At 73.3% G+C, this 14,010-nt stretch carries 15 protein-coding genes; 8 read left to right on the top strand and 7 right to left on the bottom strand.

Translation table 11 applies throughout. The annotated features are described in order from the left end of the window. Window positions 1-45: 45 nt before the first annotated feature. Window positions 46-426, bottom strand: a complete 381-nt coding sequence (locus ACYBSK_RS26035) for a DUF2795 domain-containing protein (protein ID WP_460243559.1) — start codon at window positions 424-426, stop codon at window positions 46-48. Window positions 427-561: 135 nt separating this feature from the next. On the opposite strand from ACYBSK_RS26035, the gene ACYBSK_RS26030 reads away from it, so the two are divergent. Together ACYBSK_RS26030 and ACYBSK_RS26025 are read left to right on the top strand one after the other, a co-directional pair. Continuing rightward, window positions 562-693, top strand: coding sequence for a hypothetical protein (locus ACYBSK_RS26030; protein WP_460243558.1), 132 nt, complete (start codon window positions 562-564; stop codon window positions 691-693). Between the two features lie 219 nt (window positions 694-912). Next, a complete protein-coding gene (locus ACYBSK_RS26025; protein WP_460243557.1) occupies window positions 913-1,731 on the top strand; it encodes an RNA polymerase sigma factor SigF in 819 nt (272 codons plus the stop codon). 3 nt (window positions 1,732-1,734) lie between these two features. Here ACYBSK_RS26025 and ACYBSK_RS26020 read toward each other — a convergent pair whose 3' ends face one another. Beyond that, the gene (locus ACYBSK_RS26020; RefSeq protein ID WP_460243556.1) at window positions 1,735-2,874 is read right to left on the bottom strand and encodes a PAS domain-containing protein; all 1,140 of its coding nucleotides are present in this window, start codon (window positions 2,872-2,874) and stop codon (window positions 1,735-1,737) included. Between the two features lie 76 nt (window positions 2,875-2,950). On the opposite strand from ACYBSK_RS26020, the gene ACYBSK_RS26015 reads away from it, so the two are divergent. From ACYBSK_RS26015 to ACYBSK_RS26005, 3 genes are all read left to right on the top strand, one after another. Continuing rightward, a complete protein-coding gene (locus ACYBSK_RS26015; protein WP_460243555.1) occupies window positions 2,951-3,715 on the top strand; it encodes an ANTAR domain-containing response regulator in 765 nt (254 codons plus the stop codon). Window positions 3,716-3,965: 250 nt separating this feature from the next. Next, a complete protein-coding gene (locus ACYBSK_RS26010; RefSeq protein WP_460243554.1) occupies window positions 3,966-5,288 on the top strand; it encodes an aminotransferase class I/II-fold pyridoxal phosphate-dependent enzyme in 1,323 nt (440 codons plus the stop codon). Next, the gene (locus ACYBSK_RS26005) at window positions 5,285-6,340 is read left to right on the top strand and encodes an MBL fold metallo-hydrolase (protein WP_460243553.1); all 1,056 of its coding nucleotides are present in this window, start codon (window positions 5,285-5,287) and stop codon (window positions 6,338-6,340) included. The genes ACYBSK_RS26010 and ACYBSK_RS26005 overlap by 4 nt, the downstream gene beginning before the upstream one ends. 199 nt (window positions 6,341-6,539) lie before the next feature. Here ACYBSK_RS26005 and ACYBSK_RS26000 read toward each other — a convergent pair whose 3' ends face one another. After that, complete coding sequence (locus ACYBSK_RS26000; RefSeq protein ID WP_457481859.1) at window positions 6,540-7,169, bottom strand: DedA family protein; 630 nt, start codon at window positions 7,167-7,169, stop codon at window positions 6,540-6,542. Between the two features lie 34 nt (window positions 7,170-7,203). Further along, window positions 7,204-7,977 carry an MBL fold metallo-hydrolase gene (locus tag ACYBSK_RS25995; protein WP_460243552.1) on the bottom strand — a complete coding sequence of 258 codons (774 nt, stop codon included), beginning with the start codon at window positions 7,975-7,977 and terminating at the stop codon, window positions 7,204-7,206. A gap of 87 nt (window positions 7,978-8,064) precedes the next feature. Between ACYBSK_RS25995 and ACYBSK_RS25990 the strand changes: the two genes are divergently transcribed. The 3 genes from ACYBSK_RS25990 (at window position 8,065) to ACYBSK_RS25980 (ending at window position 12,434) form a co-directional block, all read left to right on the top strand. Continuing rightward, on the top strand, window positions 8,065-8,496 hold the full coding sequence (locus ACYBSK_RS25990; RefSeq protein ID WP_457479639.1) for a hypothetical protein: 432 nt from the start codon (window positions 8,065-8,067) through the stop codon (window positions 8,494-8,496). A gap of 205 nt (window positions 8,497-8,701) precedes the next feature. Next, window positions 8,702-10,801 carry an alkaline phosphatase family protein gene (locus ACYBSK_RS25985; RefSeq protein WP_460243551.1) on the top strand — a complete coding sequence of 700 codons (2,100 nt, stop codon included), beginning with the start codon at window positions 8,702-8,704 and terminating at the stop codon, window positions 10,799-10,801. Window positions 10,802-10,892: 91 nt separating this feature from the next. Next, window positions 10,893-12,434 (top strand): recombinase family protein, encoded by a 1,542-nt coding sequence (locus ACYBSK_RS25980; RefSeq protein WP_460243550.1) that lies wholly within the window; start codon window positions 10,893-10,895, stop codon window positions 12,432-12,434. Window positions 12,435-12,743: 309 nt separating this feature from the next. Here the strand turns inward: ACYBSK_RS25980 and ACYBSK_RS25975 are convergent, their stop codons facing one another. The 3 genes from ACYBSK_RS25975 to ACYBSK_RS25965 form a co-directional block, all read right to left on the bottom strand. Next, on the bottom strand, window positions 12,744-13,217 hold the full coding sequence (locus ACYBSK_RS25975; protein ID WP_460243549.1) for a hypothetical protein: 474 nt from the start codon (window positions 13,215-13,217) through the stop codon (window positions 12,744-12,746). Between the two features lie 157 nt (window positions 13,218-13,374). Continuing rightward, window positions 13,375-13,701 (bottom strand): hypothetical protein, encoded by a 327-nt coding sequence (locus ACYBSK_RS25970; protein ID WP_460243548.1) that lies wholly within the window; start codon window positions 13,699-13,701, stop codon window positions 13,375-13,377. Between the two features lie 151 nt (window positions 13,702-13,852). Continuing rightward, complete coding sequence (locus ACYBSK_RS25965) at window positions 13,853-14,008, bottom strand: hypothetical protein (protein WP_457479633.1); 156 nt, start codon at window positions 14,006-14,008, stop codon at window positions 13,853-13,855. Window positions 14,009-14,010 lie beyond the last annotated feature (2 nt).

The raw sequence follows: 14,010 nt of genomic DNA, 5'->3' as shown, positions 1-14,010 counted from the left end.
TCGGGTGCACCGCGATTCCGGCCCAGGTACCCGAGCGGCCCGGGGCTAATCACGGTCATGCGTCAGAGCCTCGGCCAGGTCCGAGGCCGTACGGAACACGTCCTCCGCGGGCAGGGCCGCCACCGACTCGACGAGCCGGTCGGGCGCGTGCTTGTCGCGCAGCGCGTCCGCGAGCGGCGCCGGGGTGTCCGGGAACGCCGTACGGCCGAGGAGCCGGCCGAGTTCGAGACGGACCGCGTCGAGGCGGTCGGGTCCGGGACCCGGTGCCACCGGGCCGCCCGCCACCTCCGGGTCGTCCTCCGCCACCGGCTCGGGGTCGTTCCACTCCTCGACCCGCGTGCGATGGCCGGACCTCAACAGGCCCTGCAGCTCGTGCTTCATCTCGTCGTCCCGATGAGCGCTGAGCCGGTCGCTGCGTCGCTGCATCTGTCCCTCCAGTGACTCGGCGATCCACGACGCGTACCCGACCACTTCGGGGTGACACCTGGCGGTTTGCCCTGCGCGGCAGGGGAGACCCGTACGCGGTCGCCCCCTTCGAGCGACTGTCTGGAAGGACGGGTCATGGAACTGCTGACGGTCCTCGTCCCCGTGGGAATGCTGGGTCTCGTGCTGGTCCTCGGACGCTACGAGGAATGGCTGCTGACCAGGTCGGAGGAGGCGCCGCCGCGTGAGCACGCGGGCCCGGCCCACTGAGCGCACGCTGGAGACATGACGTCGTCGTGTTTGCGGCGACGGCCCAGGGGCAGGCGAAAGACAGTGCTTCGGACAGGAGGCACGTCCGTGGGAGCGACACGGCCCGAGCCGTGTCCAGCAGATCCTTCAGATCCCCCCGGGTGTGTCCGAACTCCCTTGCGGGCGCGACTCCCACGGTGACCACCGAACCCAAGGCACTTCCAGGGAGTTGCGATCCAGATGCGCACGCGTACCAGCTCACCCGAGAACTCGGTGAAGCCCGGTGGACGCCACCCGCACGACGACGCCCCCGACACCGCCGAGGCCTTCGCCCGGCTCTGCCACATGCCCGACGGGCCCGAGCGCCACGAACTGCGCCAGGAGGTCGTGGAAGCCTGGCTGCCCATGGCCGACCGGCTCGCGGGCCGCTTCCGCAACCGCGGCGAGGCCTACGAGGACCTGCGGCAGGTGGCCGCCCTCGGTCTGGTCAAGGCCGTGGACCGGTACGACCCCGACCGCGGCAACGCCTTCGAGAGCTATGCCGTGCCGACCGTGACCGGCGAGATCAAGCGGCACTTCCGCGACCACATGTGGACGCTGCACGTGCCGCGTCGCGTGCAGGACCTGCGCAACAGGGTCCGGTTCGCGCAGCACGAACTCTCCCAGACCATCTCGGGGCGCGCCCCGACGCTGGAGGAGATCGCCGCGCACGCCAACATGACCGAGGACGAGGCCCGCAGCGGCCTGGAGGCACTGGAGAGTTTCACCGCGCTCTCCCTCGACGCCGAGCTGCCCGGCAGCGAGGACGGCTACTCGCTGTCGGACGCGCTCGGCGACGCCGACCCGGCGCTCGACGTCGTGGTCGACCGCGAGGCCGTCAAGCCGCGCATCGCGGCCCTGCCCGAGCGGGAGCGGGAGATCCTCTACATGAGGTTCTTCGGCGACATGACGCAGAGCCGGATCGCCGAGCGGCTCGGCATCTCCCAGATGCACGTGTCCCGGCTGATCAGCCGCTGCTGCGACCGACTGCGGGACCAGGTGCTCGCGGACGCCGCGTAGCCCTCACTTCCGCATGGCCAGCGCGATGTGGCGGGCCATCATGTCCAGCGTGCCCGCCTCGGCCAGGGAGAACGCGAGGCGCCCGGCGGACCGGAACAGGGTCAGTACGCCCTGGACCGGTTCGCCGGACGCGGGAATCAACGGGACGCACAGGAGCGAGGTGACATCGGCCCGGACGAGCACCGGCGCCCCCGACGCGTCGTCGCCCAGGGCCCGCGGGTCCTCCGGGCGCACGAGCAGCGCCGGGGCGCCGCCGCGCGCCGTCTCGACGACCAGCGGGCTGTCGGCCGGGTCCTGCCCGGCGATGTCCCGCACGGCCGCCTCGTCCGGTCCCAGCACCGCCGTACGTTCCAGGCGCGCGGCCCCCTTGTCCGCCACGACCCAGTCGGCGAACCGTCCGTGCAGCACCTGGGCGGCGCGCCGCAACAGCTCCGCCGGATCGCCGACGGGGGAGCTCAGCAGCTCCCGCGCCATAGCGTCCAGTAAATCCGTCAGCGCCGCGTGCCGGGTCGCCTCCGTGAGATCCGGGGCAGGCGCGGCGGGCCGGGCGGCCGGGCCCGGCGTGACGGTGGCGTCGTCCTCGGGCTGGAGGATCACGAGGACCGTGGTGCGTGGCTCGTTGCCCGGCCGCAGGCCCGTGAGGACCGCCCGGACGGGGACCTGCGGATCCTGCTGGAGGTGCACCGTCAGACCGCGGTCCCCCTCACCGCGGGCCACCGCCGCCACCTGCGAGCGCAACGCGGCTCGGTCGGCGTGCGCCAGAAACCCGGTCAGCGGGCGGCCCGTCGCGTATCCGGCACGGACGCCCGTGAAGTTCGTCGCCGCGAAGTTCAGGCGGCGGACCACCGACTCGCGGTCCACGAGCGCCACCGGAAGCGGAATGCGCTCGAAGACGGCGCGCAGCAACTGCTGCTCCTGCCGGTCGGCCGTCGCGGAGCGGCCCGCGGCCGGGCCTGCGCCGCCGGCGGCCCTGCCCTGCCCGGCCTGCGGCCACAACGTGCCGATCACGTGGTCGAGTTCGAAGAGTGCCGCGTCGAGGACCGCGGGCAGCTCCGCCGTGGATACGGAACGCGCCGTCTTCAACTCCGTGACGCGGCGCACGAAGTCCGCGAGTTCTTCACCGAATTCGTCCTTCTGGGCCATGCTCAGAACGTATCCCGTCGCACGGTTTCCGGGAGCCGGGCGCGGGAAGCGGACCGATTGAGGAGGCGTGAACCCGATGCGACGGAACGTGCCGACCGATCACCAGCACCTCGCGGCCCGCGTCGAGAAGAATCCGGTGGCGCGGGCCCAACCGGCCGCCCAGGCACCCGAGTCGGGGATGCCGGCCCGGCGGCTGTCCGAACTGGCCGAGGAAGCGGTGCGCTGCACCGCGGACTGCTGCGGTGCGGTCGCCACCGCGAGCGACGGCACCGGCGAGCGGCCCACCGCGGTCACCCACCCCGATCTGGCCCCACTCGTCACCGTGCAGGACCGCTCCGGCGACGGCCCCATACCCACCGCGGAGGAGGGCGGTGACCCGGTCGACGCCACGGACCTGCTCAACGACCGGCGCTGGCCCGAATACCGGGCGCTCGCCCTCGACTCCGGCGTGCGCTCCAGCGTCACCATCCCGTTCCGCAGCGCCGACCTCACGGTCACGCTCAGCCTGTACAGCTTCCACGCCGGATGCCTGGGGGACGCCCCGCACGGCCCGGTCCGCGCCCTCGGCAACCTGGCCGTCGGCTGCCTGGTGCGCGACCGCTCCTACCGGGCGGCGCTCGCCGAGGTCGACCAGCTGGGCTCGGCCCTGCGCTCCCGGCCCGTCGTGGACCAGGCCTGCGGAATCGTCATGCACGTGCTGGGCTGCGGCCCGGACGACGCGTTCACCGTCCTGCGCCGCATCTCGCAGACGACGAACCGCAAACTGTCGGACGTCGCCTCCGCCGTGGTCGAGCGCCGCGGCCGCGGACTGGAACGCGAATTCACCGCCCTGGCGAACTGACCCCGAGCACCCCCGCCCGCCCTCCACCGCCCACCCCGGTCACCCGACCGGCCCAGACCGGCCGGGCCGCCCCGCCCGCCCCGGCGCCCGCACGGGTACTCGCGCGTCCGGAGAGCCGACACGAGCGGTACGCCGCGCGCCGACACCCGTCGAGGTGTGACTCTGGGATGCAGGACCCGGCGGCCCGCCCCACCACGGCGGGCGGCCCCCGTACAGCGACCCCCCACCGAGCGGACGGCACGGAGGCAGCATGCGGCAGTCGGACCACACGGCCCGGACCCCCGGCCCCGGCACGACCCGGGACCGGGCGCCCGGCGGCGCCCGGAGCCCCGAGGGACGCGGGCCCGTGCGCTACGGGCCGCCGCTGCCGGAGCCCGGTCTGCCGGTGCTGCCCGAGCTGACCGCCGTCGTCGCCGGAGCCGCCGGGCGCCCGGCCTCCGAACCCCCCGGCGGCCCGCCCGCCCTGCTCGAAGCGGCCTGCGGCTACTGGCAGCGCCGCGGCCTCACCACCGAACGCGAACAGCTCGGCGCGGCGCCCGGCGCGGCCCCGCTGCTGCTCGCCCTCACCGCGGCGCTCGGCGGCGACGTCCTGGTGCCGCGCCCCTGCTCCGCGTGGTGGGAGCCGCAGGCCCGGCTCCTCGGCCGCGCCGTGTTCCACGTGCCGACGCCCGCCGAGTGCGGCGGCGTCCCCGACTCGTACGCCCTCCTGGAGACGGTCCGCCGGGTCAGAGCCGAGGGCGGCGACCCGCGGCTCCTCGTCCTGTCGGTGGCCGACGACCCGACGGCGACCGTGCCGCCGCCTGAGATGCTGCACGAGGCCGTGGAGGCGGCCGCCGCCGAGGGCCTGCACGTGATCAGCGACGAGACCTGGCGGGACACCGTGCACCCCGGCGCGGACCCCGTCCTGTTCAGCCCCGCCGAGATGTATCCGCGCGACGTCACCGTCCTCAACGACCTGACCGGCGCGTTCCTGCCGCCCTCGCTGCCCGCGGCCTGCGCCCGGTTCCCCGCCACCGAGCGGGGCGCGCGGCTGCGCGCCCGCGCCCTCGACTTCCTCACCGCGACCGGGGCGCTGCTCCCGGCGCCGGTCGCGGCGGCGGCGACGTACGTCCTGAACGAACCCGAGGAGGTCACCGAGCGCCGCCGGGCCGGCGCCGCGCTGCACGCGCGGGTCGCCCGTGCGCTGCACCGCGCCGTGCTCTCGGCGGGCGGCCTCGCCCGGCCGCCCCGCGTCGGCCGGCACCTCTACATGGACCTGGAGGAGCTGCGGCCCCGGCTCGCGACCCTGGGCGTCACCGACTCCCAGGAACTGGAGGACTTCCTCGGCGAGCGGTTCGGGATGCCGGTCCCCGGCGGCCACCGCTTCGGCGACGAGCAGGGCGCGCTGCGGGCCCGGCTGTCGACGGGACCGCTGCTCGGATCAACCCCCGAGGAACGCAGGGCGTCTCTCACCTCACCGGAGCCCTTGGAATTGCCGCATGTGGCACGGGTGTTGACCATGGTGGGGTCGACGCTGCGCGCCATCGGCGACGGTCGGCGGACGGCAGGCGAAGGATGGGAGTCCGAGCGATGACGCAAGCGTCCGAAGCACCGTCGGCGGTCCAGCGGGCGGCTGCCGCCGGGTCCCCTCCGCCCCTCGTCGAGCCGCGGCCGCTCGGCGGGGCGGACCCCGCCGTCCCGGACGTACCGCGCCGCTGGCCCAGGTCGTTCGCCCACCGGCTGACGGCGCCGCTGCCCGGCCTGCGGGCCTTCGCCCGGTTCGCCCGCGAAGGTGCCCTCCGGCCCCCCGCGGAGACCCTCGCCGACATCCCGAAGCTGCCGTTCGCGCCGGGCCCGCTGCCGGACGTCGACGCCCGCACCGCCGCCGTCACCTGGGTCGGCCACGCCAGCTGGATCGTCCGGATCGGCGGCCTCACCGTCCTCACCGACCCCGTCTGGTCCCGCAAGATCCTCGGCACCCCGGCCAGGGTCACCCCCGCCGGCGTCGCCTGGAGCGCGCTCCCGCCCGTCGACGCGGTCGTCATCAGCCACAACCACTACGACCACCTGGACTGGCCGACCGTCAGAAGACTCCCGCGCGACACCCCGGTCCTGGTCCCCGCGGGCCTCGCCCGCTGGTTCACCCGGCGCGGCTTCACCCGGGTCACGGAGCTGGACTGGTGGGAGGCGGTGGAAGTGAAGGGCGTCCGCTTCGACTTCGTACCGGCCCACCACTGGTCCAAGCGCAGCCTCGTCGACACCTGCCGCACGCTGTGGGGCGGCTGGGTCCTCACCGACACCGACGGGCAGCGGATCTACTTCGCGGGCGACACCGGCTACGGCCACTGGTTCGCGCAGATCGGCCGCCGCTACCCCGGCATCGACCTCGCGCTGCTCCCCATCGGCGCGTACGACCCGCGCTGGTGGCTCAAGGACGTCCACTGCGACCCGGAGGACGCGGTGCGGGCGGCGCAGGACGTGGGCGCGCGCCGGATGGCGCCGATGCACTGGGCGACGTTCCTCCTCTCGGCGGAACCCGTCCTCGAACCCCTCACGCGCCTGCGCACGGCCTGGGAAAAGGCGGGCCTCCCGCGCACATCACTGTGGGACCTCCCGGTGGGCGCGTCACGCACCCTGCCGAGCTGAGCCCATCAAGCCCCTGAGGCGCTTGAGCAGCGGGGCCCGGTGCAGCACCCGATCAAGCCCTTGCGGTGCTTGAGCAGCGGGGCCGGGGGGCATCGCCCCATCAAGCCCCTCCGGCGATTGAGGAGCGGGGTCCGGGGCAGCGCCCCGCGACCGCAACTCCGGACGACCGCAACGAGGAACACGCAACGCCCCCGGAGGGCTACGCGTGCTGGCTCCCCGACTCCCGCCCCCGCATCCTGCGCCACACACCCGGCACCACACTGATCAGCACGGTCAGCGCGATCGCCGCCACGACACCCTGCCACGGCTCCGGAAACAAGGACCCGCCCAGAATGCCGATCACCTGATACGTCGCCGCCCACGCGAGACACGCGGGAATGTCCCCCCGGCCGAACCGCCGCAACGGCATCTTCGCCAGCAGACAGGCCAGCATCACCGGAATCCGCCCCGCCGGCACCAGCCGGGACAGCACCAGCACCATCACCCCGTGATCGGCGAGCTTGTCCTGCGCCTGCGCGAGCCGCTCCTCCGGAGCCCGCGACCGGATCGCCTCCAGCCACTTCGACCCGTTCTTCGAGTGCATGCCGCGCCGCCCCAGCCAGTACAGGACGATGTCGCCGAGGAACGCGGCGAGCGCCGCCACCGCGAAGACGAGCAGCAGCGAGAACGGCGCGCTGTGGTGGAACGCGACGACCGCCGCCGAACTCACCAGCGCCCCGGTCGGAATGACCGGGACGAGCGCCCCGAAGAAGACGAGCAGGAACAACGACGGGTAGCCGACGGCCTGTTGGGTCGTCTCGACCGGCACCTGGGACGCGGCGAAGTGCATCACCGGCTCGCCCCCGACCCCACGGCAGACCGTCTCATCTGGCCACCTCCGGCCGTACGCTCTCGCCCTGCGCCAGTCGGTGCACCACCACGCCCGGCGCCCGCAGCGCCGCCTGCCGGACGAACTCGTCGCCCGGCGCGTGGAACTCGTGCGGCCGCACCGCGTCCATGCCGATCGGCCAGTACGTCCCGTAGTGCACCGGCACCGCGCTGCGCGGCGCGATCCGGGCGAGCGCCTCGGCGGCCCGCCCGGCGTCCAGATGCCCGGACCCGAGGTACGGCCCCCAGCCGCCCACCGGCAGCAGCGCCACGTCGACCTCGCCCACGGCCTCCGACATCCCGTCGAAGAGCCCGGTGTCACCCGCGAAGTACGTACGGGCCTCGCCGTTCACCACGAAACCGAGCGCGGGGGACACGTGCGGGCCGACGGGCAGCCGCCGCCCGTCGTGCTCGGCACGGACCGTCTCGACGACCACCTGCCCGGCCTCGACGCGCGAGCCCGGCTCCACCTCGATGATCTTCAACGTGCGCAGCTTGCGCAGCGCGGGTACGGCGCGCGGGGCGCCCTTCGGCACCAGGACGCGGGTGCCGGGCGCGAGCCGGGCGAGCGAGGGCACGTGCAGATGGTCGGCGTGCAGGTGCGAGACGAGCACGATGTCCGCCTCGGCGGCGCGCGGCGGCGGGGGTGCGCCCCGCCTGCGCCTCAGATGCGCCAGACGCCGCGCGAACAGCGGGTCCGTGAGCACGCGCGTACCCCCGTCCTCGACCGTGCAGGTGGCATGACCCCACCAGGTGATCTCCACCGGCACGCCTGCTCCCTTCGACACCTTCGTGCGACTGCCTTGAGCCTACGTGCAGGAGTAGGGTCGGGCCGAAAGCTGTGGTGAGGGGGACGCATGGGGGCATCCGACGGGAGCGGCGACGCCGTGCGGGTGCGGGTCGCGGCGATCGCCAGCCTGATCCCGCTGGAGGAACTGGACGCCGACCCCTTCCTGGTGGACTCGCGCAGCCAGCACGCGATGTGCGCGCGGTGGGCCGCGGACCGGGGCTATGTGATCACCCGGGAACTCCTCGTGCACGCCGTCCGCCCCGACCACGAGGTGCTGTGGGCGGACGTCGACGCCGGTCTCGTCGATGTCTTCGTCGCCCCCTGCGAGCGGGTGCTGCGGGCGGCGCTGAGGTCGGTCGACGCGTTCTCGGCGGAGTGCGCGCGGCGCGGGGTGCGGCTGGAGACGGCGGGTCTCGCCGAACCGGCCTACGACGCGCAGATGAAGGCCCGCGTCCACCGCCGCCTCTCCATGCCCACGGCCGGCTACGACGGCTGCTGACACCCACCCCCGGGGCTCCGCCCCGGACCCCGCTGCTCAATCGCCGCAGGGGCTCGAGATGGTCGACCACATCAAGCCTCGCCGGCGTTTGAGGCGCGGGGTCCGGGGCGGAGCCCCGGGGGTGTAACCACGGGTGGGCGGCAAAAGGTGTGAAACCCTGCCCCCAGCAGACCAAAGAGACGTACCCCGCGAGAGGAGCCCAACCGTGGCCGGAGGCCGTTGGTGGCGACGCGCAGCCAGCACCACCTGGCGCACGATCACGGTGTGGGCCGCATCCACCCTCACCATGATGATCCTCGCCGGTCTCCTCCCGGACTTCCAGCTCCAGTCCGACACCGGCGACAGCATGACCCGCGTCGCCGTCACCGCCGCCCTCGGCGCCGCCGCCTTCGCCCTCCTCTCCGCCCTGGTGTGGCCCGTGCTGGTCCGCGCCCTGCTCCTCGTCCCGGCCCTCGTCCTCGGCCTCGTCGTGTTCTTCCTCAACGGCGCGCTGCTGGTCATCGCGCTGCACCTCATCCCCGACGGCAGGGGAGAGGCGGGCCCGGAGACGGCGGTGGTCGTCGCCGCGGTGATGTCGGCCGTGGCGTCGGCGACCGGCGGTGCGCTCGCCGTCCGGGACGACGACGCGTACCGCAGACGGCTGTACCGGCTCGCGGACCGGCGCCGCCGCAAGGGCACGGACGACGCCACCGCCTGCCCGCCCACGCCCGGCACGGTCTTCATCCAGCTCGACGGCGTCGGCCACGAGGTCCTGCGGCACGCGGCGCGCGACGACGTGATGCCGACGATCAGCGCCTGGCTGCGCGACGACAGCCACCGCCTCACCCCGTGGCGCACCGACTGGTCGAGCCAGACCGGCGCCAGCCAGCTCGGCATCCTGCACGGCTCCAACCACGACGTACCGGCCTTCCGCTGGTACGAGAAGGAGACCGGCGAGACCCAGGTGTCCAACCGGCCCACCAGCGCCGCCGAGCTCCAGCGCCGCGCCGTCGCGCACACCGGCGACGGCGGGCTGCTCACCCTCGACGGCGCCAGCCGCGGCAACCTGTTCAGCGGCGGCGCGGAACAGGTCGCGCTGGTCCTGTCGGTGGCGGCCCGGCGCGGCAGGGAGAACCGTTCGCGCGCCGGCTACTTCGCCTACTTCTCCGACCCGGCCAACGCCGTCCGCACCGCGCTGTCCTTCTTCGCCGAGGTCGGCCGGGAGATCGGCCAGTCCACGCGGGCCCGCCTGTGCAAGCAGCGGCCCCGGATCGGGCGCGGCGGCCTGTACCCGTTCATCCGCGCGTTCGCGACCGTCGTGGAGCGGGACGTGGTCGTCGCCGCCGTCATCGGCGACATGCTCGCGGGCCGCAGCGCCGTCTACGCCGACCTCGTCGCCTACGACGAGGTGGCGCACCACTCGGGCCCGTTCGGCCGCGACGCCGAGAAGGTCCTCGAACGCCTCGACCGCTCGCTCGCGCTCCTGGTGAAGGTCGCCGAGCACGCGCCGCGCCCGTACCGCATCGTCGTCCTCTCCGACCACGGCCAGAGCCCCGGCGAGACCTTCCGGGGCCGCTACGGGCTCACCCTCCAGGACCTCGTCCGGGCGGGCTGCGGGCTGCCCGTCTCCCGCAAGGCGGGCCGCACCCGCAGCGGCGCCGAGGCCCGCGCCGCCGTGCGCGCGGCGCTGCACCGCCCCGTCGAGGAGGCCGCGGGCAAGGGGAAGCACAGCGAACCGATCGTGCTGGCCTCCGGCAACCTCGGCCTCGTCTCGTTCCCGGACGTCCCGCACCGCATGACCCGCGAGGAGATCGACGCCCGCAACCCGGCCCTGCTGCCGACCCTCGCCAACCACCCCGGCATCGGCTTCCTCCTCGTCCGCAGCGAGCGGCACGGCGCGGTCGTGCTCGGGGCGCAGGGCGCCGAGGTGCCGCTCGCGGAACTGGCCGACGGCGAGGGGCCGCTCGCCGACTTCGGCCCCGGAGCCGCCGACGCCGTCCGCCGCACCGACTCCTTCCCGCACACCGCGGACATCATGGTCAACTCCATGTACGACCCGGTGGACGGCGAGGTCCACGCCTTCGAGGAGCAGATCGGCTCGCACGGCGGCCTCGGCGGCGCGCAGAGCCGGCCGTTCCTGCTGTCGCCGAGGGAGCTGTCGGAGCCGGTGCCCGAGGGCGGGACGCTGGTCGGCGCCGAACAGGTCCACCACGTGCTGCGCCGCTGGCTGACCGAGGGGCACGGCCCGCAGATCCCGATGGTGGTCACCCCGCTGCCGCTGGAGACGCCCGCCACGGAGCCCCTCGCACAGGACAACACCGGCTGATACGGGGTGTTCCTCCGTTACCGCGCAATACAGGTGCAAGACGGGGCACTAAGCTGGTATCGGGGCCGCACACCAGGAAGGCCTGTGCCACATGGCTGCTCGCAAGCGCGCGGAGGACCCCGCGGCGGTGCCCCCGCCCCTCGCCCTCGACTCCTACGCGCGCGAAGACCCGCGCAGGGGGAGCCGTCGCCCTCTCGGCGTCCCGGGCCAGCACGAGGCGAACGGCCGTTGTATCGCGCGGTTCCGGGCGCCCGGAGGCCGCACGGCCCGGCTCGGCCTCGAACTCCACGACCAGGGCAGGGGCGCGTGGGACGCCGGGGCGCGGCGAGAGGGCTGGGAGACGCTGATCGACCGTCTCGCGTCCGGTGCCTGCGACGGCGTCGTGCTCGTCGACCTGGAGCGTTTCCTGCGGCAGCCGGACGACGCGGCCCGCCTCGCGGACCTCGCCGAACAGGGCGCCGTCGTCCTCGACTCGGACGGCGCCCACGACCTGACCACGCCCGCGGGGCTGCGCACCTTCCGCGACGCGGTGTCCGCCGCCCGCTACTACAGCGACCGGCTCTCCACCCGCACGCGACGCGGTCTGGGGCAGCGCATCGCGCGGGGCGTCGCCAAACCGGGGCGCTACCGCGCCTTCGGCTTCGAGGCGGACGCCAACACGGTCCGGGAGGCGGAGGCCGAGGTGATCCGCGCACTCATGGCCGCGGCGCTCGCCGGGGAGCGGCTCACCGATCTCGCGGAGGGCCTGAACGAGCGCGGCCTGCGGACGACGACCGACGGGCCGTGGACGCCGCAGACCGTGCGCCACCTGCTGAAGAACCCGCGGATCGCCGGGCACATCACCGTACGCGGGGAGATCGTCGGAGCGTTCCCCGTCGAGGACGAGGACGGACGGCCGACCGGGCACCCGATCGTGGCCCCCGCCGACTGGGAGAGGCTGTGCCGCCTGGTCGCCGGGCGGCGCGGCGCCCCGCCGCGCACGTACCTCCTGACCGGGACCCGCAGTGTCGTCTGCGGCAACTGCGGAGGCCTGCTCCGGGGCAAGCCGTCCCAGAACGGCCGCAGCTATCCGGACGGCGAGGAGATGCGCAAGTACGAGTGCGTGGCGGGAGCCGGCGCCCAGGGGCGGGGGTGCGGGAAGACGCTGGGGGACCAGCGGGAACTCGACCGCTTCGTCTCCGCCCTCGTGGTGCGGCGGCTCTCCGACCCCGCGCACGTCGACCGGCTGCGCAGGCGGGCGGGCAGGCTCGCCGAGGAACGCGTGCCGCACGAGAGGGAGTTGGCCCGCCTGGCCGCCCTGGTCGACTACTGGGACGAGCAGCTGAACGAGGGGCGGATCACGATCGACCGGCGCAACAGGCTGGTCGCCGACGTGACGGCCCGCACGGAGCGGGAGGAAGCGGCGCTGGCCGCGCTCGGACGGATTCCGGACGCCCCGGTCGCGGAGGTCGTCGAGAACGCCGGGGAGAAATGGGAGGCGGCCGACCACCGGGAAAGGCGGTCCCTCGTCCAGAAGGCCTTTCAGGGCTATTACGTGGCGATCGACCCGGGCCCGCTCGCGGATCTCGATTTCCGCGGTCGTGTGCACGTCCTGACGGACGACCGTCCTATCCGGCCTCGGCGGCAGGGCTAGTGCGGTCGTCGGTCCGCCGTTCCTCGATGCCGTCGTAGATGTCCCGGACGGCGGAAAGGGAGGCCGGGGACATCGGCCGAAGGCCGGCGCAGACACCGGATGCCCAGAGGCTCAGTTCCGCCTCGGATATCGGTCCCTCAGTGCTGTCGTCCACGGTGACCGCCACCTCGAATGGGATAAGGAAAACGTTACGCCGTTGGAGTGCTTGTTCAAGGAAACAGCGCGTACTTTACGGTTTCTTTGCAATAAGGTGCCTGCAAAATTTTTGGGTTCACCGGGCAATTCCCAGTGATCCCAGGCGGGTTGAGCTCACGACTGCCGTTTGCGGCGCCCGAGCCGGTGCCGGGAGGAGTTGCCCTCCCTGGAGTGACCGGCGGCTTCCAGGAGTTCCTGGAGCTTCTCGGCGGCCTCCATCGCCTTGCTGGCGACGGTTTCGGAGGCGACGACGTCCGTGGGGGACTGGTTCACCGTCCGCAGTGCCGTGGCGGCGGTCTCCGCCACGGACCCGCCCAGACCCTCCAGAATGGCCCGGACGACCTCCGAGGCCATCGTGCCGTTGCGGTACAGCAGCACCCGCTCGTCGCCCCGTACGGGCAGCGTGGGAGGCAGGAAGCCGATGCCGAAGCTCTTCAGGCGCTCGGCGATGGATTCCACGACGGCGGGGCCGAGGCGCTGGGCGCCCTCGAGGCGGCGGAGGGTTTCCATGTTGGTCTGGTGGACGCCCGCGTCGGCGTCCACGGCGCGCACGAGGTCCGGCCACATCTCCGGTGTCTGGGGAGACATTGGAACCACTCCCAACGGGGTCGAGGGCTCAACCCTCCGTGTGACGCATCTTAGCCGCGTCAAGCGGGACAAGACGGATAAGCCCGCCGCGCGAAAAGCGCCCCGCAGTAGTGCGGGGCGCCTCATTACGGGTACTGCGTTGGTGCTGCGAAAAAGGTCAGTCGGCGATACCGATGACCGGTTCCAGGAGTGGTCGCAGCCAGAGGGGCCAGACGATCAGAAAGGCCACGACGGCGGCGATCGTCGCCCACTGCCGGCGCTGAATGCGCTGGAAGTGCTCCACGATCGTGGGCACCTCTTGCTGGCCTTTCAGCAAGGAGACCACGGTACGGGTCAGTTCGGCGTTGTACTGCTCGGGCGTGACGTTCCTGGCAACGGCGAGCGAGACGGCTTCCACCACTTCGTCGGCCATCGATTTCGCCTCGCCGGGATCGACGCCGTGCTCGATGGCGATGCGCTCGACATCAGCCCTGAGACTGTCCATGGCGACCCACTCCTGAAGCGGCTATGGACAAAGGATATGTCGCGGTACGCCAGGATGCTCGACCGGTGGAAAAGGAGAAGGGCCCCAGGGTTGTCACGTCGTTCTGCCGCGGTAGTGACAGTGGCCCGGGGCCGATTCGCCCGCCGTACGGCTACTGCTGCCTCTTGGGGATGATGCGGAGGATTGCCGCTCCCACCGCGATCACCGCGAACGAGGCGAGCACGATCCACAGGACGGAGGCTCCTGTCGAAGCCAGGAATCCGCCGGTCGCCGCCCCGCTCACGGCAGGGGTTCCGTTGTTGTACATGG

This window comes from Streptomyces sp. BYX5S, from assembly GCF_054724165.1.
The sequence above is the reverse complement of the archived record's forward strand: the minus strand, read 5'-3'. Positions and strand labels throughout refer to the sequence as shown.